This is a genomic window from Streptomyces eurocidicus, assembly GCF_002891295.1.
Taxonomy (GTDB): domain Bacteria; phylum Actinomycetota; class Actinomycetes; order Streptomycetales; family Streptomycetaceae; genus Streptomyces; species Streptomyces eurocidicus.
This window is the reverse complement of the sequence record NZ_LGUI01000004.1, coordinates 501,510-524,910: the sequence shown is the minus strand read 5'-3', so window position 1 is coordinate 524,910 and position 23,401 is coordinate 501,510. Positions and strand designations below refer to the sequence as shown.

The 23,401-nt window shown below is 73.1% G+C and carries 19 protein-coding genes and 1 pseudogene; 8 read left to right on the top strand and 12 right to left on the bottom strand.

The genetic code is table 11. The features are described 5' to 3' along the window. The first annotated feature begins 21 nt into the window (after window positions 1-21). On the top strand, window positions 22-1,026 hold the full coding sequence (locus AF335_RS16245) for an NAD-dependent epimerase/dehydratase family protein (RefSeq protein ID WP_244927047.1): 1,005 nt from the start codon (window positions 22-24) through the stop codon (window positions 1,024-1,026). After that, window positions 1,023-2,021, top strand: a complete 999-nt coding sequence (locus AF335_RS16240) for an aldo/keto reductase (protein ID WP_102919094.1) — start codon at window positions 1,023-1,025, stop codon at window positions 2,019-2,021. The genes AF335_RS16245 and AF335_RS16240 overlap by 4 nt, the downstream gene beginning before the upstream one ends. A gap of 113 nt (window positions 2,022-2,134) precedes the next feature. On the opposite strand, the gene AF335_RS16235 is transcribed toward AF335_RS16240, so the two are convergent. Genes AF335_RS16235 through AF335_RS16215 form a run of 5 tightly spaced genes read right to left on the bottom strand, consistent with a single transcriptional unit; the run spans window position 2,135 to window position 6,836 of the window. Then, entirely contained in the window at window positions 2,135-3,367 is a 1,233-nt protein-coding gene (locus AF335_RS16235; RefSeq protein WP_102919093.1) for a class I SAM-dependent methyltransferase, read from the bottom strand. Continuing rightward, window positions 3,364-4,464 carry an HAD-IIIC family phosphatase gene (locus AF335_RS16230; RefSeq protein ID WP_244927046.1) on the bottom strand — a complete coding sequence of 367 codons (1,101 nt, stop codon included), beginning with the start codon at window positions 4,462-4,464 and terminating at the stop codon, window positions 3,364-3,366. The genes AF335_RS16235 and AF335_RS16230 overlap by 4 nt, the downstream gene beginning before the upstream one ends. Before the next feature lie 47 nt (window positions 4,465-4,511). Next, window positions 4,512-5,591, bottom strand: a complete 1,080-nt coding sequence (locus AF335_RS16225) for an acyl-CoA dehydrogenase family protein (RefSeq protein ID WP_102919259.1) — start codon at window positions 5,589-5,591, stop codon at window positions 4,512-4,514. A 40-nt stretch (window positions 5,592-5,631) separates the two neighbouring features. After that, window positions 5,632-5,949 carry an acyl carrier protein gene (locus AF335_RS16220; protein ID WP_102919091.1) on the bottom strand — a complete coding sequence of 106 codons (318 nt, stop codon included), beginning with the start codon at window positions 5,947-5,949 and terminating at the stop codon, window positions 5,632-5,634. Further along, window positions 5,946-6,836, bottom strand: coding sequence for a 3-hydroxyacyl-CoA dehydrogenase family protein (locus AF335_RS16215; RefSeq protein WP_244927045.1), 891 nt, complete (start codon window positions 6,834-6,836; stop codon window positions 5,946-5,948). Before AF335_RS16215 ends, AF335_RS16220 begins: the two co-directional genes overlap by 4 nt. 404 nt (window positions 6,837-7,240) lie before the next feature. Here AF335_RS16215 and AF335_RS16210 point away from each other — a divergent pair. The 4 genes and pseudogenes from AF335_RS16210 to AF335_RS16195 all read left to right on the top strand — a co-directional run. Then, a pseudogene (locus AF335_RS16210) lies at window positions 7,241-8,377 on the top strand (macrolide family glycosyltransferase); the annotation flags it as partial. Window positions 8,378-8,598: 221 nt separating this feature from the next. Then, window positions 8,599-9,207 (top strand): dTDP-4-dehydrorhamnose 3,5-epimerase family protein, encoded by a 609-nt coding sequence (locus AF335_RS16205; protein ID WP_102919088.1) that lies wholly within the window; start codon window positions 8,599-8,601, stop codon window positions 9,205-9,207. A gap of 41 nt (window positions 9,208-9,248) precedes the next feature. Then, complete coding sequence (locus AF335_RS16200; RefSeq protein ID WP_107503483.1) at window positions 9,249-10,331, top strand: transaldolase family protein; 1,083 nt, start codon at window positions 9,249-9,251, stop codon at window positions 10,329-10,331. A 197-nt stretch (window positions 10,332-10,528) separates the two neighbouring features. After that, complete coding sequence (locus AF335_RS16195; protein ID WP_102919086.1) at window positions 10,529-12,481, top strand: helix-turn-helix domain-containing protein; 1,953 nt, start codon at window positions 10,529-10,531, stop codon at window positions 12,479-12,481. A 44-nt stretch (window positions 12,482-12,525) separates the two neighbouring features. Here AF335_RS16195 and AF335_RS16190 read toward each other — a convergent pair whose 3' ends face one another. Further along, entirely contained in the window at window positions 12,526-13,680 is a 1,155-nt protein-coding gene (locus AF335_RS16190; protein WP_102919085.1) for an IS701 family transposase, read from the bottom strand. A 411-nt stretch (window positions 13,681-14,091) separates the two neighbouring features. On the opposite strand from AF335_RS16190, the gene AF335_RS16185 reads away from it, so the two are divergent. Continuing rightward, complete coding sequence (locus tag AF335_RS16185; RefSeq protein ID WP_170127711.1) at window positions 14,092-15,222, top strand: acyltransferase family protein; 1,131 nt, start codon at window positions 14,092-14,094, stop codon at window positions 15,220-15,222. A gap of 250 nt (window positions 15,223-15,472) precedes the next feature. On the opposite strand, the gene AF335_RS16180 is transcribed toward AF335_RS16185, so the two are convergent. The 6 genes from AF335_RS16180 to AF335_RS16155 all read right to left on the bottom strand — a co-directional run bounded on the left by AF335_RS16180 (window position 15,473) and on the right by AF335_RS16155 (window position 21,779). Beyond that, window positions 15,473-16,903: an NDP-hexose 2,3-dehydratase family protein gene (locus AF335_RS16180; RefSeq protein WP_102919083.1), complete on the bottom strand. Its 1,431-nt coding sequence runs from the start codon at window positions 16,901-16,903 to the stop codon at window positions 15,473-15,475. A 75-nt stretch (window positions 16,904-16,978) separates the two neighbouring features. Beyond that, window positions 16,979-17,983 (bottom strand): dTDP-glucose 4,6-dehydratase, encoded by a 1,005-nt coding sequence (rfbB, locus tag AF335_RS16175; RefSeq protein ID WP_102919082.1) that lies wholly within the window; start codon window positions 17,981-17,983, stop codon window positions 16,979-16,981. Next, window positions 17,967-18,845 (bottom strand): glucose-1-phosphate thymidylyltransferase RfbA, encoded by an 879-nt coding sequence (gene rfbA / locus AF335_RS16170; protein ID WP_102919081.1) that lies wholly within the window; start codon window positions 18,843-18,845, stop codon window positions 17,967-17,969. The genes rfbB and rfbA overlap by 17 nt, the downstream gene beginning before the upstream one ends. A gap of 26 nt (window positions 18,846-18,871) precedes the next feature. After that, window positions 18,872-20,026 carry a DegT/DnrJ/EryC1/StrS family aminotransferase gene (locus tag AF335_RS16165; protein WP_102919080.1) on the bottom strand — a complete coding sequence of 385 codons (1,155 nt, stop codon included), beginning with the start codon at window positions 20,024-20,026 and terminating at the stop codon, window positions 18,872-18,874. Continuing rightward, window positions 20,023-20,580 carry a sugar 3,4-ketoisomerase gene (locus AF335_RS16160; protein WP_244927044.1) on the bottom strand — a complete coding sequence of 186 codons (558 nt, stop codon included), beginning with the start codon at window positions 20,578-20,580 and terminating at the stop codon, window positions 20,023-20,025. The genes AF335_RS16165 and AF335_RS16160 overlap by 4 nt, the downstream gene beginning before the upstream one ends. Continuing rightward, window positions 20,571-21,779 carry a cytochrome P450 gene (locus tag AF335_RS16155; RefSeq protein ID WP_102919079.1) on the bottom strand — a complete coding sequence of 403 codons (1,209 nt, stop codon included), beginning with the start codon at window positions 21,777-21,779 and terminating at the stop codon, window positions 20,571-20,573. Before AF335_RS16155 ends, AF335_RS16160 begins: the two co-directional genes overlap by 10 nt. A 421-nt stretch (window positions 21,780-22,200) precedes the next feature. Here AF335_RS16155 and AF335_RS16150 point away from each other — a divergent pair, with 421 nt between their 5' ends. Beyond that, window positions 22,201-23,259, top strand: coding sequence for an NAD-dependent epimerase/dehydratase family protein (locus AF335_RS16150; protein ID WP_102919078.1), 1,059 nt, complete (start codon window positions 22,201-22,203; stop codon window positions 23,257-23,259). Window positions 23,260-23,401: the final 142 nt, after the last annotated feature.

Sequence of the window (23,401 nt, the reverse complement as noted above, 5' to 3'; positions counted from 1 at the left end):
GTGCGCTGTGCGGGAGGCCGTGTGAAGGACATCGCCGGGTTGCTCGACGGGCCGGACGACCCGCGCGGGCCGTCGGTCGTGGTGCTCGGAGCCTCCGGGTTCGTGGGATCCGCCGTGGTCGCCGAACTCGCCCGGCTGCCGGTGCGGTTACGGGCCGTCTCGCGCGGGCCCGTCGCCGTACCCGCGACGGCGGAGGCCGCCGTCGAGGTGCGGCGGGCGGACCTCGCCCTGCCGGGGGCCGTCGCCGACGCCGTCGAGGGGGCCGACGCCGTCGTCCACCTCGCCGCCCACATCGGCGGCGCGCAGTCCTGGCGGGCGGCCGACGAGCGCGCCGAGCGGGTGAACGTCGGCCTGGCGCGCGACCTGGTGGAGGCGTGCCGGGGCCACCCCGGCACCCCACCCGCGGTGATCTTCGCGGGAACGATCCAGACCGGCTCCGCCGCCGCCCCGGGGCCCGGCTCGTACGCGGCGCAGAAGACCGCCGCCGAGGAGATCCTGCGCGCGGGCACCGCCGACGGCGCCGTGCGCGGCGTCGTCCTGCGGCTGGCGACCGTGTACGGCCGCAGTCCGCTCTCCGGGTCCACCGGCCGGGGCGTCCTCTCCGCCATGGCGGCGCGGGCCCTCGGCGGGGAACCCCTCACGATGTGGCACGACGGCTCCGTCGAACGCGACTTCCTCCACGTCCGCGACGCCGCCGCCGCGTTCGCCGCCGCGCTGCGGCACGTGCCGCGGCTCCAGGGCCGCCCCTGGCTCGTCGGCTCCGGGCGGCCGGAGCGCCTCGGCGACGTGTTCACCGCGCTCGCCGGCACCGTCGCCGCGCGCACCGGGAAACCCGCCGTCCCGGTCCTCTCCGTACCGCCTCCCGCCTACGCGGAGGCCGGCGACTTCCACACCCCGGAGTCGGACCCCGCCGCCTTCCGGGCGGTGACCGGCTGGCGGGCCGGGGTGCCCCTGCGCGAGGGGCTCGACGACATGGTGGCGGCGATGGCCGGGGCGGCCGGGGCGAAGGGCGAGGACGCGGAATGAGCGAGAACCGGACGCACGTGCGGCTCGGGCGCAGCGCGACGCTGGTCAGCCGGCTCTGGCTGGGCACGGTGAACTTCAGCGGGCGGGTCGAGGACGACGACGCGATGCGGCTGATGGACGCGGCCCTCGACCGGGGCATCAACTGCGTCGACACGGCGGACATCTATGGCTGGCGGCTCTACAAGGGGCACACCGAGGAGCTCGTCGGGCGCTGGCTGGCCCGGAGAGGCGCCCGGCGCGAGGACGTCGTCCTCGCGACCAAGGTCGGCGAGGACATGAGCGAGCGCCTCAACGACGGCGGGCTCTCGGCCCGGCACATCGTCGCCGCCTGCGAGCAGTCCTTGCGCCGCCTCGGCGTCGACCACATCGACCTGTACCAGATGCACCGCGTCGACCGGGCCGCCCCGTGGGACGAGATCTGGCAGGCCATGGACCGTCTGGTCGCCAGTGGCAAGGTCGGCTACGTCGGGTCGTCGAACTTCGCCGGCTGGAACGTCGCCGCCGCGCAGGAGAGCGCCGCCCGCCGCCACTCCTTCGGGCTGGTGTCCGAGCAGTGCCTCTACAACCTGGCCGTGCGCCACGCCGACCTCGAACTGCTCCCCGCCGCCCGGGCCTACGGCCTCGGCGTCTTCGCCTGGTCGCCCCTGCACGGCGGACTGCTCAGCGGCGCGCTCGCGAAGCTCGCGGCCGGCACCGCGGTGAAGTCGGCGCAGGGCCGGGCGCAGAAGCTGCTGCCGGAGATGCGGCCCCGGATCGAGGCGTACGAGCGGTTCTGCGGCCGGATCGGGCGCGATCCGGCGGAGGTGGGGCTGGCGTGGGTGCTGTCGCGGCCGGGCATCAGCGGGGCGGTGATCGGGCCCCGGACGGTGGAGCAGCTCGACTCGGCGGTGCGGGCGCTCGACCTCGTCCTCTCCGAGGCGGAGTCGGCGGAACTGGACGCGATCTTCCCGCCCGTCGGGAGCGGCGGGCCGGCGCCGGGCGCCTGGGCGGAGTGAGTCCCGGCCCGGACCCCGCGCCCCACGGGCCGGGGTCCGGGCCGGGCGTACGACGGACCCCGGGCGGGCCGGATGTTCCGGCCCGCCCGGGGTCCTCGTCGTTTCCCCGTCCTTCAGACCACGCTCAGCCCCGGCAGCGGGAACACCAGCTTCCCGCCCCGGTCCCGGAAGTCCCGCTCGCGCTCCAGGAAGCCGTCGCGGTAGATCCACGGCAGCACCAGCAGCTGGTCCGGCTTCTGGGACTTGGCCTCCTCCTCGGAGACGATGGGGATGCCCGTGCCGGGGGTGAAGCGGCCGGCCTTCTCCTCGCTGACCTCGCCGATGCACGGCAGGTCCCGCTCGGTGAGCCCGCAGTACTGCAGGATCACATTGCCCTTCGTCGACGCCCCGTACCCCAGGGTCAGCAGGCCCGCGTCCCGGGACCGGCCCAGGAAGTCGACGAGGGCGTCCCGCTGGTCCCGGACGCGCCGGGCGAAGGCGTCGAACGGCGCCATCGTGTCGAGACCGGCCGCGGCCTCGCGGGCCCGGATCCGGGCCAGGCCGGCCTCGTCCTTCGGGTACGGGGACCCCTTCCTGGCCAGGGTCGCGCAGAGGCTGCCGCCGTAGACGTCCGTGAGCTCGGCCTTGAGCACCGTGAGACCGGCCCGCTCCGCCATCCACTCGATCTGCCGGAGCGCGTAGTACTCCAGGTGCTCGTGGCACACCACGTCGTAGGCGTCGGCCTCCAGCATGGCGGGCATATAGCTCTGCTCCAGCATCCAGACGCCGTCGTCGGCGAGGACGTCGTGGACGTCCCGCATGAAGCGCAGCGGGTCCGGGAGGTCGTAGAACATCGCGATCGACGTGACGACCTTCGCGCGCGCGGAGCCGAAGCGCTCCACGAACGCCTCGCGCGAGAAGTAGTCGACGACGAGCTCCACGTGCGGCGGGTACAGCTCGCGGAACTTCCCGCCGGTCGGGTCCATGCCGACCAGGCGCGGGCCGTCCGCGGGGTAGCCGCGCAGCAGGGTGGAGTCGTTGCTGCCGATGTCGAGGACCAGGTCCCGGGGACCGAGTTCGACGAGCTCGCGCAGGGCCGCCACCTTGCCGTGCAGGTGGTTGATCATGAACGGGCGGATGCCGGAGCGGTATCCGTAGCCCTCCCCGTACATCAGGTCGGGGTCCGGGGTGTGGCGCAGCTGCACCAGGCCGCACCCGGCGGGGGAGCACCTGACGAGCTCCAGAGGGACCGACGGGACGACCTCGTCGCGGCGGGCCGGGAAGACCCCGGTGAGCGCCTGCTCGCCCAGGTCCAGTACCGGCAGCAGTTCGTGGTTGGCGCAGACACGGCACGCGGTGATGATCATCGGGTCCTCTCGAAAAGGTCGGGGGCCTCCAGGTGGAGGGTGTCGGGGGCGGGCTGGGCGGTCGGCACGAGGTGCAGCCGGCCGACGGGGGAGCCGGGGGCGGCGTCCGGGCCGGTCAGGCACGGGCAGGGGGCCTCGTCGGCGCCGGTGAACCCGGCGAAGCGGTACGCCACTTCCATCATCCGGTTGCGCTCGGTGGGCCGGAAGTCGGCGGTCAGGTGCACGCCCGCCCGGTGCGCCCGGTCGGTCAGCCAGCGCAGCAGCGCGCTGCCGGCCCCCAGCGACACCACCCGGCACGAGGTGGCGAGCAGCTTGATCCGCCAGTGCGCGGCGGAGCGCTGGACGAGAACGACGCCGACCGCGCCGTACGGGCCGAAGCGGTCGATGACCGTGGTGACCAGCACCTCGTGGTCCGGGTCGTCGATCAGGGCGAGCAGGTCGGCCTCGGAGTAGTGCACGCCCGTCGCGTTCATCTGGCTGGTGCGCAGGGTGAGTTCCTCCACCCGGGACAGCTCCGCCGGGGTGGCGCGGGCGATCCGCATCCGGATGTCCAGCGAGCGGAGGAAGTCCGCGTCCGGCCCGTCGAACCCGGCGCGTTCGGCGTCCCGCCGGAACGACGCCTGGTACATCGAGCGGCGCCGGCGCGAGTCGACCGTGACCGTGGCCGGGCTGAACTCCGGCAGCGAGGTCAGCTCCGTGGCCTGCTCGGCGGTGTAGGTGCGGACCTCCGGCAGGGAGTGGGCGACCTCCGCGCGCTCGAAGGGCTGGTCGTCGATGAAGGCGAGGGTGCCGGGCGCGAAGTTCAGCTCCTCGGCGATCGCCCGGACCGATTTCGACTTGGGCCCCCAGCCGATCCTGGGGAGCACGAAGTACTCGGCCAGGCCGAGCTCCGTGAGCCGCGCCCAGGCGTGGTCGTGGTCGTTCTTGCTGGCCACGGAGTTGAGAATGCCGCGCGAGTCCAGCTCGACGACCGTCTCGCGCAGGCCCGGCCGCAGCCGCACCTCGCCGTCCTCCAGCAGGGTGCCCTGCCAGAGCGTGTTGTCGAGATCCCAGACCAGGCACTTCACCGTGGTGGGGGCGGGGTTCTCCCGGTGCACAGTCGTTCCCTCCTCGTCGTGCGGCCGCGCTGACACGCGGCCGGGCGTCATCCCGCGGTCGCCAACGCGTGCCGGGCCAGCATCAGTTCGCAGATCTCGCTGCTGCCCTCGATGATCTCCATGAGCTTGGCGTCGCGGTGCGCCCGCGCCACCGTGTGGCCGTCGCGGGAGCCCGCGGAGGCCAGCACCTGCACCGCCCGGGCGGCGCCGCGCGCGGCGCCGGTGGCGGCGACGTGCTTGGCGAGGACAGCGGCGGTCACCATGTCCGGGCTGCCCTCGTCCCACAGCTCGCTGGCGTGCTCGCACGCCCGGCTGGCGCCCTGCTCGGCGATCAGCAGCTCGGCGAGGTGCCGGGCCACGAGCTGGTGCTCGGCCAGCCGGACGCCGAACTGCTCGCGCGCGTTCGCGTGCCGGGCGGCGGCGGTCAGACAGCCGCGCAGGATCCCCGTACAGCCCCAGGCCACGGACATCCGCCCATAGCTGAGCGCCGTGGTCACGAGCAGGGCCGGGGTGCGGTCCACCCCGTCGAGCAGGGCGTCGGCCGGCAGCCGGACCCCGTCCAGCCGGATGTCGGCGTGCCCGGCCGCGCGGCAGCCGAGCGGGTCGGTGATCCGCTCGATACGGACGCCGAGGGCCGTCGCGGGCACCACCACGGCGCCCGCGCCGTCCTCCGTGCGGCCGAACACGACGAGCAGGTCGGCGTAGGCGGCGTTGGTGGTCCACACTTTGGCCCCGTCGACGACGACCTCGTCGCCGTCGCGGGTGATGCGCGTCCGCAGGGCGGACAGGTCGCTGCCCGCCCCGGCCTCGCTGAAGGCGACGGCGGCCAGTTCCCCGCCGGTGAGCCGGGGGACGAGAGCGGCCTGCTGCCCGGCACCGGCCAGTCGGCGCAGCGTCCAGGCGGCCATGCCCTGCGAGGTCATGACGCTGCGCAGGGAGCTGCACAGCGCGCCCACATGGGCGGTGAGTTCACCGTTGCGCCTGCTGGAGAAGGCGAGGCCGCCGTGGGCCGCGGGCACCTGCGCGCACAGCAGACCCTTGGCGCCGAGGCCCCGGAGCGTGTCCAGTGGTATCCGGCCCGTACGGTCCCACTCCGCGGCCCGGTCACCGACCAGATCGGTGAACAGCTCCTCGGGCCACCGGTCCGCCCCGCCGGCCGCCGTCGCCTCACTCACCGGCCGTGGCCCCGGCCGATGCCCGGGACCCGCCCAGCTTGTGGACGAGCCGGACCATCGCGTCCACCGTGCGGAAGTTGTCGAGCATCAGGTCGGCGCCGCTGATGGTGACGCCGTACGTCTTCTCCAGGTGGACGACGAGCTGCATGGCGAACAGCGACGACATCCCGCCGACGGCGAAGAGGTCCTGGTCGTGCTCCCACGTCGACTTCGTGCGCGCGGCGAGGAAGCCGAGCAGCTCGTCGGCGATGCCGGGGGCGTCCTGGCCCGTCCCGGCGGCGGAGCCCGCCTGGTCGGAGGTCTGGGTCATGGCGTGATCTCCTCGTAGTCGTATGTGTAGAACCCCCGGCCGCTCTTGCGGCCGAGCTCGCCCCGCCGGACCTTCTCCAGCAGCAGTTCGCTCGGGCGGAAGGCCGCGTCGCCGGTCCTCTCGTGCAGCACCCGGAGCGAGTCGGCGAGGTTGTCCAGGCCGATCAGGTCCGCGGTGGCCAGCGGGCCGGTGCGGTGGCCGATGCAGTGGCGCATCAGGGCGTCCACCGTCTCCGGCCCGGCCCGGCCCTCGCGCACCACCTCGATCGCGTCGTTGAGCATCCGGTGCAGCAGACGGCTGGTGACGAAGCCGGGGCCGTCGCCCACGACGATGCCCTCGCGGCCCAGCCCGGCGAGCAGCTCCCGGACGGCCGTGGCCGCCGCGGCGCCGCTGCGCGGGCCGAGGATCACCTCCACCGTCCGGATCAGGTACGCCGGGTTCATGAAGTGCACCCCGACGAGGTCCTCGGGGTGCGGGACGGCGCCGGCCATCTCCTCGATGGGCACCCCAGAGGTGTTGCTGACCAGCAGGGTGCCGGGGCGGACCGCCGCCGCGAGCTCCGCGAGCACCGCGGCCTTCTCCCCGGGGTCCTCGGTGACCGCCTCGATCACGGCGGCCGCCCCGGCGGCGGCGTCCGGCGTGCCCGCGGTGGTCAGCCGGCCGAGCCGCCCGCCGGCGGGCAGCGCGCCCATCATCCGGGCCGTGCGCAGGTGGAGTTCGATCCGCTCGGGGGCGGCCGCGCACGCCTCGGGGGAGTGGTCGATCAGTCTGACCGGGTGGCCGTGGCCGACGGCGAGCGCGGCGATGGCCGTACCCATGACGCCCGCGCCCACCACGACGAGCGGATCCTCCGCGTTGTTGTCGGTGCTGTCGGTGTTGTCGGTCACCGGACCTCCCTGTTCCCCGGGGCGCCGACGGAAAAGGGGGCGCCTCCGGTCAGTGCCCCCTTCCGGGCGCATTCACAGCAACAATTCGGGATTCTCTCCCGGGGCATTCGCGTGATCAATGAATCCGGAAGGGACTGTGTCATCTCATGGCGAGGGCCGTCCCGGAGCGCCCGGGAATGGATTACGCGCAGGTCGTACGGGATTTTCGCGGCGGCGGGAACTATGTCATCTCACGCTTGCCCCATTACCGGAGCCGCTCTTAACGTGCGCCCCTCCGACCCCGCCTGGGCGTCATTCACGTGACCACACCCTATGAAGGGTTTCGCATGGCTCATATCGCATTCTTCATCCTCCCTGTCGCCGGGCACGTGAATCCGACGCTGGGCGTGGCCGAGGAGCTGGTGGCCCGCGGGCACCGGGTGACCTACGCCCTGCCCGAGGGGATCGCGGACCGCGCCGTGCGCGTGGGCGCCGACGTCGTCACGTACCCCCTGGACAAGGAGCGGTTCCTCGCGCAGATGGTCCCCCGGCAGGACGCCGACGCCTACACGGACGAGGGCGAGTTCCTCAGCATCCTGGAGTGGCTCCTGGACATGACCCGCGAGACGCTGCCGCTGCTGGAGCCGCACTTCGCGGCGGACCGCCCCGACGTGATCGTCAACGACCCGTCCACGCTGTGGACGGGCCGGCTGCTCGCCGACCGCTGGGACACCCCCGTCATCCGCAGCACCCCGACCTACGCGGCCAACGAACACTGGTCGCTGCATCCGCCCGTCGACTCGGCCGAGCCGCCGGACGACCCCGAGCTGCACGAACTGCTCGCGCGGATCGGCCGGCTGCTCGCGGACGAGGGCGCCAAGGGCGACCTCGCCGCCTTCACCGAGGTGCTGCACGGCGGGCCCGCCCTGCTCTACATGCCCCGCTTCTTCCAGTACGCGGGCGACACCTTCGACGACAGCCACCACTTCGTCGGACCGTGCTCGCCCAAGGTCGCCTTCCACGGCACGTGGGAGCCGCCGCGCGACGGCAAGCCGCTGGTCATGGTGAGCCTCGGCACCCTCTACAACGAGCGGCCGGAGTTCTTCCGCACCTGTGTCGAGGCGTTCCGCGACGAGCCCTGGAACATCGTCCTGGTGCTCGGCGGCGGCCTCACCCCGGAGCAGCTCGGCCCGGTGCCGGACAACGTGCGGGTGCACGACTTCGTGCCGCACGGCGATGTGCTCCCGCACGCGGCCCTCGTGGTCAACCACGGCGGGATGAGCACGGCCATGGACGCCTTCTCGCACGGCGTCCCGGTGCTGGCGGTGCCGGTGATGCCCGAACCGCGGGCCACGGCGCGCCGGATCACCGAACTCGGGCTCGGCGCCCAGCTGCTCACCTCCGAGGTGACGGCCCGGACCCTGCGGGACACCGCGCGCCGCGTGCTGGCCGACCCCGGCGTCCACGACCGGCTGCGGGCGATGGGCGAGCGGATCCGGGAGGCCGGCGGCCCGGCCGCGGCGGCCACGGCGGTCGAAGCGCTGCTGCCGGCCGGGAGCTGAGGGACGGGCGGGGCGCGACGGGCGATCCGAGGACCGCCGCCCCGCCGGGCCCACCCGGCCCGGCGGCCGCCGCGCCCGCCCCCTCGGCCGGTTCCCTTCCCCCGCGCGGTCCCGCCCGCCCTTTCCGGTCACCGCGCCCCCGCGCGTTCCCGACCGCCATTTCCGGCCACCGGGAGCCGCGTGGCTCCCACCCCTCCGATCACCGGGACGACACACGCATCATGCGCATCACCGAAACGGCCGTCCGCGACGCGTACCGCATCGAACCGGAACCGATCCCCGACCACCGGGGCACCTTCCGCGAGGGACTCCGCCACAGCGCGCTGCTGGCGGCCACCGGCCATGACTTCCGGGTCCGGCAGGTCAACTTCACCGTCTCCGGCCGCAATGTGCTGCGCGGCATCCACGGCACCACGGTGCCGCCCGGCCAGGGGAAGATCGTCACCTGTGTGCGGGGCGCGGCGCTCACCGTGCTCGTGGACCTCAGGGTGGGCTCGCCCACCTTCGGGCACCACGACTCCCTCCGGCAGGACGCCGGGTCCGGCACCGCCGTGTACCTGCCCGACGGCCTCGGCCTCGGCTATGTCGCGCTCACCGACGACACCTGCATGAACTACCTGTGCACGGAGGAGTACGTGCACGGCACCATCGTCGACGTCGACGCCCTCGACCCCGAGCTGGCGCTGCCCTGGGGCCTCACGGAACCCCCGGTGCGGTCCGCCAGGGACGCGGCCGCCCCCTCCCTCGCCGCCGCCGCGGCGGCCGGGCTGCTGCCCACCTACGAGGAGTGCCTGCGCGCGTACCCGAAGGCACCCGCGCCGCGCGGCTGAACCCGACCGAAGGCTCGAACGGACCGACCGGAGGCCAAGGCATGAGACACCGAACCCGGCCCGCCGCCATGCTGGAGGCCGAGGGGGTCTCCCTGTGCGCGGAGGGGCTGACCCGGGAACCGGAATGTCCCGGACGGCTGGCGGAGCTGATGGCCGAGACCGGACTGTGCGGCGCGTCCTCCCGGCTCGCGGCCGTCACCGAGGGCGTCCGCGACGGCAAGGCGTACCGGGAGCACCTGGCCGACCTGGCGGTGCGCCGGGTGCCCGTCGGCGAGGCCGTGCGCGGCCTGCTGAACCGGGACGCGCGGGCCGCCTGCGACTCCCTGCTGGCGCTCCACCGGGAGAGCGGCGGCCGCAACGGCTGGGTGTTCGTCCCCCTGGACCCGTACGCGGGCGGCCGGCGCGCGGTGGCGGAGGCCGCGGCGACCCGGTGGGCGGTGGACCGTCCCAACCTGGTGCTCGGCACCCACCTCGCGGCCGGCGGGGCGGGGCTGATCGGCGACCTGCTCGCCCGGGGCATCGGCGTGGACGTGCGGTCGGTGTTCTCGCCGGAGCAGTTCGACGCGGTCTTCGCGATGTACCTCACCGGCCTGGAGCGCGCCCGGGACGACGGGCACGATCTCTCGGGGATCCACTGCGCCGTCTCCTTCCCGCTGCGCGTGCTGGACGAGACGGTCGCGGCCCGGATCGGCGCCGCGGCCGGGCGGCGGGACTGGGCGGTGGCGGTGGCCCGGCTGGCGCACCACCGCCGTGAGGAGCTGATGGCCGGCGCCCGCTGGCGCGCCCTGACCCGGGCCGGGGCCCGGCCCCTGCACTTCGTGTGGTCCTCCTACGGCGCGCCGGTGCCGGAGGGCGTCCGGTACATCGAGGAGCTGGTGGCCTGGAACAGCGTCTCCTCGGCCGGGCTCGACGTGCTGCGCGCGCTGGGCAGCCGGGCCGCGCTGCGCGGCGACACGGTCAGCGGCATGGAGGCGGCCTCCCGGGACGTGCTGGCCGCGCTCGGCCGCGCGGGGGTCGACATCCGGGCCCTGGGCGCGGAGTTGCAGGAGACCCAGCTCGCGGCCGCCCGCGCGGAATGGACAGAACTGCACAGGACGGTCGAGGCCGCGCTGAAGTACGTCTGACGGATTTTTCCGGCGTGCCGCACCGAGCGAAGACGGGCGAACGGGATGAAAGGAATACGGCACGGGGTGAAAACCGGTCCGTGGCACGGTTATCGGCGGCCCGCATACGGGGCGCAAATCATGCTGGACGCAACTGCTGGGCGTGTAATAACCTGTTCTTGAATTCGTAAAGTCTCGGAACGGGGGCACTCTGAGGTATGAGCGGCCTGGATTCTCGTGACGAGGCGGACGGAGAGAAACAGGCGGAGGACGCTCTCGCCTTCCTCGAATTCGTCGCCCGCACCGCCCCGCGAGCGGAATACGACCAACTCATGGCACGGGCCGAGCGCGAGGGCGCCGGTGAGGCGCGTATGCGCCGGCTGGAGCGGTTCAGCCGGCTCGCCCTCACCGCCCAGTCGATGATCGAGTATCGCCGCGACCGCGAGGCCGAGCTCGCCTCGCTCGTCGACGCCGCCCATGAATTCGTCGGCGCCCGTAACGACCGCGAGCTCCTCGATTCCGTCACCCGCCGCGCCCGGCTGCTCCTCAAGCTGGACGTCGCCTACATCAGCCTGCACAAGGACGGCGAGGACGACACGGTCGTGCAGAGCGCCGACGGTGCCGCCGACGCCCTCACCGTCGGCTTCCGGGTGCCCTGCGGCGGCGGCCTGGGCAGCATGGTGCGCGCCCGCCGCGCCCCCTTCTGGACCTCCGACTATCTGGCCGACCCCAGCATCCCGCACGACGACGCGATCGACGACCTCGTCCGCGCCGAGGGCTTACGGGCCATCCTGGGCGCCCCGTTGCGGGTGGGCGAGGAACATATGGGCGTGCTCTACGCCGCGGACCGCCAGGTCCGCCACCTCACGCCCAACGAGGTCACCCTCCTGTGCTCGCTCGCCGACCTCGCGGCCGCCTCCCTGGAGCGCATCCGCCAGATCGACCGGCTCCGCGAGGACAACGGCCGCCTCCGCGAGGAGGCGTGGGAGGCCCGCTCCGCCCTCGCGGACACCCGCAGGGCGACCGAGCTCCAGTCCCACCTGCTCGCCCTCGTCCTCAACGGCCGGGGCCTCGACGCCCTGTTGTCGACGGCCGCCGAGGCCCTCGGCGGCGGCGCGGGCCTCTGCGGACCCCTCGGCGAGCCCCTCGCCGAGCACGGGCAGCTGCGCCACGTCGCCCGTACCGACCTGCGTTCCGCCTGCCGCACGGCCGCCGACTCCGGCCGGCCGGTCCCCGTGCAGTCCGGCTTCTGGGTGGTCCCCCTTCAACCGGGCTCCCGGGACGCCGGGTTCCTGCTCGCCGACCTCGGCCGCGAGGCCGGCCACGGCGCCGTCCCCATGCTGCTGGCCGTCTCCCGCGCCTGCGCTCTGCACCTGCGGACGCAGCGCGGCGGAGCGGGCAAGGACCTCGGCTGTCAGGAGTTCTTCGACGACCTGGTCGGCGCCCCGCCCTCCGCCGAGCTGCTGCGCGAGCGCGCCCTGATGTTCTCCCTGCGCTTCCGCCGCCCGCACGTCGTCCTGGTCGCCTCCGGGCCCAAGCGGCTCGGCGCCCTGTTCGAGGCCCACGCCTCGGCCTACGCCCAGGAGCGCGACGGGCTGTGCAGCGTGCGCGACGGCTCCGTCACCCTGCTGGTCCCCGGCGACGACCCCGTCACCGTGGGACAGGCCGCCACCCAGGAGCTCTCCACCCTGCTGGGGCACCCGGTGACCGTCGGCGCCGCCGGCCCGGCCGGGACCGTCGACGCCATCGCCGACGCCCACCGCGAGGCCGCGCAGTGCCTGGAGACGCTCCGCGCCCTGGGTGGTGACGGCGGCACCGCCTGCGCCTCCGACCTGGGCTTCCTCGGCATGCTGCTGGCCGAGGAGAACGACATCCCCGGCTACATCGACCAGACCATCGGCCCGGTCGTCGACTACGACACGCACCGCTTCACCGACCTCATCCCCACCCTGCGGGTGTACCTGGAAGCCGGCCGGAGCCCCACCCGCGCCGCGGAGACCCTGCGCGTCCACCCCAACACCGTGTCGCGCCGGCTGGAGCGCATCACCCAGCTCCTGGGCGAGGAGTGGCAGAACCCCGAGCGGGTGCTCGATATCCAGCTCGCCCTGCGGCTCTACCAGGTCCGCTCCGCGCTGTCCGCGCGCCGCGCCTTCCGGCCGCTGCCCGACTGACCGGCACGGCCCGGGGCGCCCGGCACCGGGCGCCCCGCCGGGCGTCAGACGGCGACCGGCGCCGGAAGGCACCCCGCGCCCTGCGACAGCCGCAGCGCGTGCGCGATCGACGCGAGCGTCACGTGCCGGTGCCAGCCCTGGAACGAACGCCCCTCGAAATCGCGCATCCCCACCCCCACGCTCACCGCCCCGAAGTCGGCGTCCACCCGGTCGGTCAGCATGGCCAGCCGCAGCAGCGGACCGCGCCCCCAGGAGGTGAGGTCGGTCAGCCACAGGTCCGCGGGGCGGCGGCGGTTGGCCCGCCACACCCCCATCAGCAACAGGGTCCGCTGCGGCAGCAGTCCGGGCAGCACCACGGGCAGCGGGGTGACGAAGCTGACCGAGCCATGGCACTCCACCGGGTGGCTCAGCCGCTTCACCTGCTCCATCAGGGCCTGCGCGGGGGACGTCGGGGGCCGCCTGTCCACCTGCACCCGGCCCGCGGCGGGCGCCAGTGGCAGCTCGGCCCCCACCCGCAGCATGAACGGCAGGCCCGCCGAGGTCAGGGTGCGCACCAGCGCGGCCGGCGCGGCCGCCCGTGCGTCCATCACCACCGGCCGGGCCACCGTACGGGTCTCCTGTGCGATCTCCGCCACCAGGCGGACGAGTTCCTCCTCCTCGCCCCGGGTGCCGAGCGGCCGGCCGTGATCGCCGTCCGGTTCCCCGCCCAGCGTCAGGTGCCAGCTCACCGGGGCCGACAGCGAGTCCGAGGCCAGCCACAGCCCGTGGCTGCGCTGACAGGTCATCACCCGGCCCAGATCCGGGACGAACCGCCGCCGCACGCCCACCGAGTTCGCCCCGGTCTTGGACACCACCATCGGCCGGACCACCCAGGCGTCCGGGCACAGCACGTCGTCCGCGTAACGGGCCAGCGCGGCACGCACCGGCCGCCAGTCCCAGGTCGAGGCGGCCACGAAGTGGTGCAGGCTCTGCGCCGCGGCCCCCTCGCCCACGAAACTGGCCAGGTTGCGGGCCGTCTTGCGGCCCCTGGCGGTGAGCAGCCCGCGGACGTACTGCTCACCCCTCCTGCGCTGGTCGGCCCGGCGCAGCGAACCCAGCAGCTCCGCGCAGGTGCCGGTCACCAGCGAATCGAAGTCCTCGTCCACGACGGGACCCGCCGGGGAAACCAAGGGTTTCGGGCCGAACGGAGCAGTGATCATCGAGATCCCCCACAGCGCTTTGAATTTCCCGGTAATGACCTGCGGAACAGCCTTGCGGAATTCTCGACGCGCTCCCAGATAAGCGGATCACACTCTTCCCCGCCCCTTCCGGCCAGGACCGACCGTTCGGCCCGGAGGCCGCCCGGCGGCGCGGAATGCGGTGCTGATACCACCGGTTGCGCCCGTTGGGTGGTGGCGATCCGACACATCGCGCTGCACCGTGCCACGCAGACGCTACGTTCGGTGATATCCGGCGGTGCGCGGGAGCGGTCCGCCGGATATCGCCGCCACTGTGTCAGCTATGCCTTGTCGGTCCCGGTGCGCATGGCCTAGAAATCCCCGATCAGCCACGCTTCGCCCGTCCCGAGGATCCCCATGCCCTTGCCGAAACACTTGCCGTCACTCGGTGGGATGCGTTTCATCGCGGCCCTGACGGTGTTCACCGCGCATATCGCCGCGCAACCCATCTTCCGGAACTCCGAGATCAATTCCACGGCACAGGTCCCGCTGAATGTGCTGGGGCCGTACGCGGTGTCGTTCTTCTTCATGCTCAGCGGGTTCGTCCTCACCTGGGCCGGCCTGCCCGACAAATCCCTGCCCGCCTTCTGGCGGCGCCGGGTGACCCGTGCTTTCTCGCTGCACCTGCCCATGCTCCTGGTGACGCTCGCGATCGTGCTGTGGCTCCAGGAACCATCCATGGGCCGGTCCGTGTGGGACGGGTTCCTGACGAATCTCTTCCTGGTCCAGGCGTGGTTCCCGGACTTCCACGAATACGCCAGCATGAATCCGGTGGCGTGGTCGCTCTCCGCCGAGATGCTCTTCTACGCGTCGTTCCCGTTCCTGTTCGCCGCACTGTCCAAGGTGCGCGTCGAGCGGCTGTGGAAGTGGGCCGCCGGCCTGGCCGTCGCCGTCGTGGCGGTGCCGTCCGTCGCCCTGCTGATGCCGTCCGACCCGGCGCTGCCGTGGGACGCCGGGATGCCGGAGATGGAGTACTGGTTCATCTATGTGTTCCCGCCGATCCGGCTCATGGAGTTCACCCTCGGCATCGTCATGGCGCTGATCGTGAAGAACGGCCGCTGGGCGGGCCCCAAGCCCCTCGTCTGCGCCCTGGCGTTCGGCGCGCTGTACGGGATCTCGTTCGCGGTGCCGGACTGGCTGGGCCGCAGCCTGGCGGTCCCGGCGGTCGCCCTGCTGCTGGGCTCGCTCGCCGCGGGCGACGTGCGCGGCGCCCGCTCGCCGCTGGCCTCGAAGACGATGGTCCTGCTCGGCGAACTCACCTTCGCCTTCTACCTCGTCCACTACCTGGTCATCCAGTACGGGCACCGTTTCCTCGGCGGTGAGCTGAGCTACTACCGCCAGTGGGACACCCCGGCCGCGGCGGGCCTCGTGGTGCTCGCCTTCGCGCTGAGCCTCGCCCTCGCCGCCTTCCTCCACTTCTTCGTGGAGAAGCCCGTCATGCGGACCATCGGCCGGCCGCGCCGCCCGGCCCGCCCGCCCGGACCCGGCCCGCGGTCCGGCCCGCCGGCCGCCGCCGCGAAATAGCGGCCGGGGCACCCGGACCGAGGGGGAACACACAGAAGGCCCGTGGGGGGCGCGCCGTCCGGCGCACCCCCCACGGGCCTTTTCCTGCTCGGCCATCACCGGCAGTACGCGCCGCGCGGCCTCGGTGATGGCCTCCCGGCCCTGGCTGAGGTGGCCCAGGGCGCCCGGTTCCGGCACACCCATTCGACAACCTCGATCAAGATCGAGGTCAAGGGGGTGGGGTGTGGCGGAACCGGCAGCGGCCGGGGCGTCAGTACGCGGCGTGCGCGCACGCGATCAGGGTGCGGAGTTCCACATTGAGGTAATGGCCGTGCGCGAGCAGCTCCGTGAGCTGGCCGAAGGTCGCCCAGCGGAAGCCCGGCGGGCAGTCCACCGGAAGTTCCGGGCCCGCCTCGATCACCAGATAGCGGGTCCGCGCGTGGTAGAAGCGGCCGCCCTCCTCCGACTGGACCGCGTCGTAGCGGATCCGGTCCGGGCCGCAGGCCCGTACGTAGTCCAGGTACGGGACGGCCGTGGCGCCGCTCCCGGCCGACCGGTGCTGGACGGTCGGGCCGAACTCCGCCACGTTCAGCGTCCCGACGTCCGACCGCGCCGCCACCAGGGCGTGCAGCACCCCGCCGATCCGCCGCACGGCCAGCGCCGCGAGCCCTTGCGAGCAGGGCCGCAGCAGCGGCTGCGTCCACGCCGCCACCTCGCGCCGCTCCGCGGTGACCTCCACCGCCATGATCTCGAAGCCCTGGCCGCCGCGGTGCCGTATCGCGTGCTCGTCCCGCCGCCACCCGTCCTCGTAGGCGCGCTCCAGCGGCACGCTCTGCTGGCGCAGCACCCGCAGCGCCTGGACGTCGGTGAGGCAGCTGGTGACCGCGTGCAGGTCGTGCCGCGGCGCGGGATCCCCGTAGAAGGACCGCCGGAGCGCGGCCCCGAAGCCGTCGCCGGGGCAGGCCGGCGCGGCGTGCGCGGTCGGCAGGCAGGCCAGCACGGAGCGGGTGTCCATGTTCACCAGGTCGTCGAGCCTCAGCAGCCCCCGGATCTGACCCAGGGTCAGCCAGCGGAAGGAGTCGTCCGCCGGTACGTCCGCGTCGATCTCCACGACCATGTTCCGGTTCCGTTTGTGCAGGAACCAGTCGGCCTGCTCGGACTGGATCGCGTCCACCAGGACGCGCCGGCCCGGGTGCTGGATGAAGTGGCCGAGGAACGGTGTCGCGCGGCCGTGGTGCACCTCGTCGAAATTGCTCCGGGTGGCCTGCACGGTGGGGGAGAGCTGGAGCCCGTTGACGTTGCCCGGCTCCGGTTTGGCCTGCATCAGGAAGTGCAGCACCCCGTCGAACTCCCGCGCGAGGATCCCCAGCAGCCCCACCTCGGGCTGCACGATGATCGGCTGCACCCGCTCGACGGGGTCGGCGTCCGAGCTGGTCCGCAGCCCCTCGATGGAGAAGAACCGGCCCGTCTCGTGCCGCAGGTCGCCGGTGCCCGGCTCGAAGTACCACCGCCGGAGGCCGGCGAACGGGATCGGCTCGGCGCGGAAGTGGTGCGCCCGCCCGTACGCGGCCAGCCAGCCGGACACCTCCGCCGTGGGCGTGACCCGGCTGTCGGGGGTGTCGGCCGAGAGCCGCACCCGCTCGGCCGTGGTCCGGCGGTCGGCGTAGTCGGCCTCCGCCACGGACCCCGGTTCAGGACGCATGGCTCCCCCTGGTGCCGTAGGAGCGGCGGGGCCGCGGGCCCCGGCCGAGCGGCCTTGCAGTTGCGGACACGAAGGTCATCGTCCTTTCATGAGGGGCTCCCACCACGCGCGGTTCTCGCGATACCAGCGCACGGTCGCCGCCAGGCCCTCGTCGATGCCGATCTCCGGCGCGTAGCCCAGCTCGGCGGAGATCTTGGCGAAGTCGACCGAGTAGCGCCGGTCGTGGCCCTTGCGGTCGGGCACCCGCCGCACCGCCGACCGGTCCGCCCCGCACAGCTCCAGCAGGCGGTCCGTCAGCTCGGTGTTGGTCAGCTCGGTGCCGCCGCCGATGTTGTAGACCTCGCCCGGCCGCCCGCCCCGGGCCACCAGCGCGACGCCCCGGCAGTGGTCGTCGACGTGCAGCCAGTCGCGCCGGTTGCCCCCGTCGCCGTACAGCGGGACAGTCCCGCCGTCCAGGAGCCGGCCCGTGAACAGCGGGATGACCTTCTCCGGGTACTGGTACGGGCCGTAGTTGTTGGAGCAGCGCGTCACACACACCGGCAGCCCGTGCGTACGATGGAAGGCCAGCGCCAGCAGGTCCGACGACGCCTTGGACGCGGCGTAGGGCGAGTTGGGGCCGAGCGGCCGGTCCTCCCGCCAGGAACCCTCCTCGATCGACCCGTACACCTCGTCCGTCGACACGTGCACAAACCGCCCGGGACCCGCTTCCAGCGCCTCCCGCAGCAGGGTGTGCGTGCCCAGCACATTGGTGCGGACGAACGCGTCGGCGTCCTCGATGGACCGGTCCACATGCGACTCGGCCGCGAAGTGCACCACCAGGTCGGCGCCCGCCATGGCCCCGGCGACCGCCTCGCGGTCGCAGATGTCGCCCGTGACGACCCGCAGCCTCGGCGACCCGGCGACCGGGGCCAGGTTGGCGAGGTTGCCCGCGTAGGTCAGCGCGTCCAGGACCACCACCTCGGGCTCGCCGAACCCCGGCAGCGAGCCGTCCAGCAGCCCGGTCACGAAGCGCGAACCGATGAAGCCGGCGCCGCCCGTCACCAGGACCCGCCGGAAGGCCGCGTCAGGCAGCTCCCGCATGGGACGCCACCTCCATCAGATAGGCGCCGTACGCCGACGAGCCGAGCTCGCGGCCCATCCGGTACACGGCCTCCGCGTCGATGAACCCCATGCGCAGGGCGATCTCCTCGACGCAGGCGATCCGCACGCCCTGCCGCTGCTCCAGCAACTGCACGTACTGGCCGGCCTGCAACAGGGAGTCGTGCGTCCCCATGTCCAGCCAGGCGAACCCGTGACCCAGCTCGATCAGCCGGGCCCGGCGCTGCTCCAGGTACACCTTGTTGACGTCGGTGATCTCCAGCTCGCCGCGTGTGGAAGGCCGGATGTTCTTGGCGATGTCGACGACGTCGTTGTCGTACAGATAGAGCCCGGTGACGGCCAGGTTCGAGCGCGGCCGCGCGGGCTTCTCCTCCAGCGAGAGCAGCAGCCCGTCCTCGTCGATCTCGCCGACGCCGTAGCGCTGCGGGTCGCTCACCGGATAGCCGAACAGCACACAGCCGTCCAGGTGCCGGATGCTGCCCTGGAGCACGGACGAGAACCCGGGCCCGTGGAAGATGTTGTCGCCCAGGATCAGCGCCACCGGGGAGTCCCCGATGTGACCGGCGCCGATGGTGAGCGCCTGGGCGATGCCCTGCGGCTCGGGCTGCTCCGCGTAGCTGATCTCCAGGCCCAGCCGGGACCCGTCGCCCAGCAGCCGCTGGAACATCTCGACGTGCTCGGTCGAGGAGATCACCTGGATCTCGCGGATGCCGCCCAGCATGAGCATCGCCAGCGGGTAGTAGATCATCGGCTTGTTGTAGACCGGGAGGAGCTGCTTGGAGAGCGTCCCGGTCAGCGGCCGCAGCCGGGTGCCTCCGCCGCCGGCGAGGATGATCCCCTTCATTGGGGGACGCCCCGGTGTCGTCTGGGTCATCGTGTCTCCGTCGGTTGGGGAAGAGGGCGGCCCGCCCGCGCTCCCGCCGCGCCGGCGGCCGCCACCGCCGCCGCCACGGCGTCGGCCTCGTCGTCGCCGAGATGGGGCCCGAACGGCAGGCTGAGCGCCTCGGCCGCCAGCCGCTCGCTGCGCGGGTGGGTGCCCTCCGGCGCCCCGGCCGGGTCGTCCGCGTAGGCCGGGGAGCGGTGCGGCGGTACGGGGTAGTGGATCAGTGTGGCCACCCCCGCCCGGTCGAGCTCCCGGCGCAGCGCGTCGCGCTCCGCGCTGCGGATCACGTACAAGTGCCACACCGGGTCGGCCCAGGGGGCGGCCCGCGGCAGGCCGATGCCCGGCACGGCGGCCAGCGCCCGCCCGTAGCGGTCGGCGAGCGCGGCCCGGCGGGCGTTCCAGGCGTCGAGGTGCGGCAGCTTGGCGCGCAGCACCGCGGCCTGGAACTCGTCGAGCCGGGAGTTTCCGGAGCGCACCTCGTGCCGGTACTTCTCCCGGGAGCCGAAGTTGCGCAGCAGCCGGACCCGTTCGGCCACGGCGGCGTCGCCGGTGACGACCGCGCCGCCGTCGCCCATCGCGCCCAGGTTCTTGCCCGGGTAGAAGCTGAAGGCGACCACGTGCCCGGAGCCGATCCGGCGGCCCCGGTAGCGGGCGCCGTGCGCCTGCGCCGCGTCCTCCACGACCGCGAGGCCGTGCCGGGCGGCGAGCGCCAGCAGCGGGTCCATGTCGGCCGGGTGGCCGTACAGATGGACCGGCATCACCGCCCGGGTCCGCGGCGTCAGGGCCGCCTCGACCAGCTCCAGGTCCAGGGACAGCCCGTCGGGGGACGGGTCGACGGGCACCGGCCGGGCCCCCGTCGCGGACACCGCGAACCAGGTGGCGATGAAGGTGTGCGCGGGCACCACGACCTCGTCGCCGGGGCCGATGCCCAGGGCGCGCAGCGCCAGCTCCAGCGCGTCACAGCCGCTGCCGACGGCGACGCAGTGGTCGTTGCCGCAGTAGGCAGCGAACTCGGCTTCGAAGGCGTCCAGTTCGGGCCCCAGGAGATAGCGGCCCGAGGCGGCGACCCGGCCGAGCGCCGCGTCGATGTCGGACCGCAGCTCCCGGTAGGGGGCCGTCAGGTCGAGGAAGGGCACCTTCACGTCAGGCTCCGTGCGTCGCGCAGGAATGTGTCGTAGTCCCGGTAGTAGTCGGACTCCTCGTAGTGCCGGGAGGCGAGCACCAGGGCGACGGAGTCGGGTGCGAAGTCCTTCAGCACCCGCCACACCATCGGCCCGATGTAGAGCCCGGCCCCCGGCTCGTCCAGCCGGTACGTGGCCCGCCGGAACCCGTCGTCCAGGGTGATCGAGAAGCCGCCGTGGACGGCGATGACGAGCTGTTCCAGGGTGCGGTGCCCGTGCAGCCCGCGCGGTGGCGAGGACGCGGCCTGGCCGTGCATGTAGTAGACCCGCTCGATGGCGAAGTCCACGGTCATGCCCGACTCGACCACGGAGAGGCTGCCGCGGGGGTCGATGTGCTGTTCGAGCCTGATCAGCCGGCACGGCTTGACCCGGCCGACCGGGCCGTCCCCGGCCGGGGCCTCGGCCGGCTGTCCGGCGGTGTTCTCGGCGATGGCGGCGCTCCTCTCGGGACGGGGCGCGGCTCCGCGGCCGGCGCGGACCGCGGCACCCGGGGCCGGCGGTCCGGTCAGCTCCACTCGATGTGGACGGGCAGGTACTTGGCCGTGAGCTGGTCGGCCTCGTAGTAGAGGGTCTTGTCGTGGTCGATCCGGAACGAGCTGATCTGGTCCAGCAGCAGCTCCAGCAGCACCTTGCCCTCCAGCCGGGCCAGGAAGGCGCCCAGGCAGTGGTGGATGCCGTGCCCGAAGGCCATGTGCCGGGTGCCCGTACGACGGATGTCGAAGGTGTCCGGGTCGGGGAACTGCGCGGGGTCGCGGTTGGCCGACTGGCTCCACGCGATGACCATCTCGCCCTTCTTCATGACCGGGCCGAGGATGTCCGTGTCCTCCTTGAGGAAACGGAAGATGTTGTTGAACGGGCTGCGGTAGCGCAGCGTCTCCTCGATCGCGCCCGCCGCCAGCTCCCGGTCGGCGCGCAGGTCGGCGAGGGCGCCCGGGTTCTCCTCCAGCACCAGGAAGAGGTTGCTGAGCAGGGTGCTGGACGACACGTGCCCGGCGGTCAGCAGCAGCGCGACGATGTTGACGATCTCCACATCGGTGAGCCGGACGCCGTCCTGCTCGGCCTGGACCAGACCGGTGATCAGGTCGTCGGCCGGGTTCTCGCGCTTGCCGCGGATCTGCTCCAGGAGGTAGTCGGTCATCTCCTGGAGGGCCGGCCCGATCGTCTCGCTGAAGTTGTCGGGCAGGTTCGGGTACTCCAGGCCCTCGTTGGTCAGCAGCGTGTCGACCCACTCCCGGAACACGTCGCGGTCGGACGTCGGGATGCCCAGCAGCTCGGCGATGACGATGACCGGCAGGGCGTACGAGAGGTCGCCGACGACGTCGATCGTCTCCTGGCCCCGCACCTGGTCCAGCAGCTCCTGGTTGATCTCCCGGATCCGCGGCTCCAGCGCGGCCATCCGCTTGGGCGTGAACGCCTGGCTGACCAGCTTGCGCATGGGCCCGTGGGCCGGCGGGTCGAGGGCGCCGATGGTGCCCGGCCCGATGATCATCTCCAGCTCGGGCGGGGTCGGCATGACCTGGTTGAAGTCCGAGGAGAAGAACTCCGGATGGGTCGAGACGGTCAGGTAGTCGTCGTAGCGGAAGACCTGCCACGCCTGCCGGCCCTCGTCCCAGAAGACCGGGTGGTGGGCCCGGTTGAAGGCGAACCAGGCCAGCAGCTCCCCGGCATCGGCCTCCTTGCTGAGCTCCAACGGCTCTGTCACGGCCTCGGTCATCGGCCATTCTCCTTGGGAAAGTAGTGGTACGACGCCGGCCGACCCTACGAATCGCCAAGATCGCCGACAAGGTGGACCTGACACACCATTGCCCGCGGCGCGAAATCCCCGATCCGCGAGAACTTGACACAATGCCGGGTGAATTGTTGTCCAGGGATTCCCGGTCCTGTTCAATTCGCTGTTCGGGCCGTGGTGGCGACGCGTGCGCCGAGCCCCGCACGGGCGCTCCGGACCCCGGTCCTCATTTCCCGGGCGGGCCGGATCCCCGGTCCGGCCCGGCACTTCCCGGCGAGAACCGGGGGAGACCGAGGGCACCGCGCGCAGCGCGCGAGGGGTGCCGGCCGGCGAAGCCGTCCGCCCCTTCCCGTGCCGGGCCCCACCCGGCCATGGCCTCTCCGGACCAGCAGGAGGACGTACACCCGTGAAGATCCTTGTCATCGGCGGCTCACAGTTCGTGGGGCGTGCCTTCGTCACCGAGGCCCTGGCCCGCGGCCATGCGGTCACCACCTTCAACAGGGGGATCAGCGCCGCCGACCTCCCCGGCGTCGAGGCGGTCCGCGGCGACCGCGAGGTGCCGGCCGACCTGGAGCGGCTCGTCGCCGGCCGGCACTGGGACGCGGTGGTGGACACCTGCGGCTACGTGCCCCGCGTCGTCGGCGAGGGAGCCCGCCTCCTGTCCGGCCACGCCGACGCCTACCTCTACGTGTCCAGCCTCGCGGCCCTCCGCGGCTGGGGTGTCGACCCGTCGGTCGACGACGCGTCCCCCGCCCACGACTGCGCCCCGGACGCCGGCCCCGACGACGGCGACTACGGCGTCCTCAAGGCCGGCTGCGAGCGGGCCGTCACCCGCCACTTCGACGGCCGCACCCTGCTCTTCCGGGCCGGGGTGATCACCGGCCCGTACGACAACGTCGGCCAGCTGGACGCCTGGCTGTGGCGGCTGCGGACCGCCGAGGGCGCGCGGCGCCGCGTCCTCGCCCCCGGCAACCCGGACCTCGCCATGCGCGTCATCGACGCCCGGGACATCGCCGCGTTCGGCCTGCGCTGCCTCGACGAGCACCGCACAGGCCCCTTCGTGGTCGCCTCCCCCGAGGGCCACACCACCTACGGCGAATGGCTCGCCGCGTGCGCCGCGGCCACCGGGACCGAACCCGAACTGGCCTGGGTCGACGACGCCTTCCTCCTCGGCCACGGCGTGACGCCCTGGACCGACCTGCCGATGTGGATCCCCGACGCGCCGGAACACGTGTGCATGTGGGCCACCCCGGCCACCCGCGCCGAGGCCGCCGGCCTCGTCTGCCGCCCGGCCGCCGAGACGGTGCGCGACACCTGGGCCGTACTGCGCGACCGCCCCCTCCCCGAACTGCCCCTGGTCAACACCCACGGCCACCGGAGCGGCCTCGCCGCCGACCGGGAACGCGAACTCCTCACCGCCTGGGACGCCCGGCAGCGGCCGGCCGCACCGGCAAGCCGGACCTGACACAATTCCCCGGCGAATTCCGGAAAACAATTCACGTATTCCTGACCTGACACAATTACTTCTCGGTTGTTGACCGTTCCGTCGGCCGAGTGCTGCCCCGCTGTACGATCTTGGGGAATCAGGAATTCACATGACATGGCAC